This window comes from Sinorhizobium fredii USDA 205 (assembly GCF_001461695.1).
Lineage (GTDB): Bacteria > Pseudomonadota > Alphaproteobacteria > Rhizobiales > Rhizobiaceae > Sinorhizobium > Sinorhizobium fredii.
This window is the reverse complement of sequence record NZ_AUTC01000129.1, coordinates 1-505: the sequence shown is the minus strand read 5'-3', so window position 1 is coordinate 505 and position 505 is coordinate 1. Positions and strand designations below refer to the sequence as shown.

Annotated in this window: 1 protein-coding gene; it reads left to right on the top strand. The window is 59.8% G+C overall.

What is annotated here, in order from left to right:
* A partial coding sequence (locus N181_RS13240; protein WP_155621615.1) for an IS30 family transposase occupies positions 1-467 on the top strand: 467 nt, incomplete at its 5' end.
* Positions 468-505: the final 38 nt, after the last annotated feature.

Below are 505 nucleotides of genomic sequence, written 5' to 3'. Positions count from 1 at the left end.
GCGATCTCATTCAGTTTCGCAAGAAGTTCGGCAAGGCCAACGTGACGTCACTGGTGGAGCGGGTCAGCCGCTTTGCTGTCTTCCTGCGCAACAACGACCGGCAATCCAAGCCGATCATGGACGGGCTGATTGAGGTGCTCCAACCCCTGCCCCACGCTGCTCGACGCTCGATCACCTTCGACCGTGGCACTGAGTTCAGCGAATGGCCCTATCTGCAGGCTGGCATCGGAACGCAGACATGGTTCTGTGACCCGCAGTCGCCCTGGCAGAAAGGCACGGTCGAGAACACCAATGGCCGGGTTCGCAAATGGCTTTCGAGAGAGGTCGATCCCCTGTCGATCAGCGACGGCGAGCTCAGGGACATCTGCGACCGGCTCAACTCGACACCGCGGAAATGCTTAGGCTACCGAACGCCCGCGGAAGTCTTCCGCAAGAAACTGCTCGCGCAAATACGACGTGTCGGGTAGCGTCACACGCGCAAGTCGCAGTTCGGCATGAATTCACA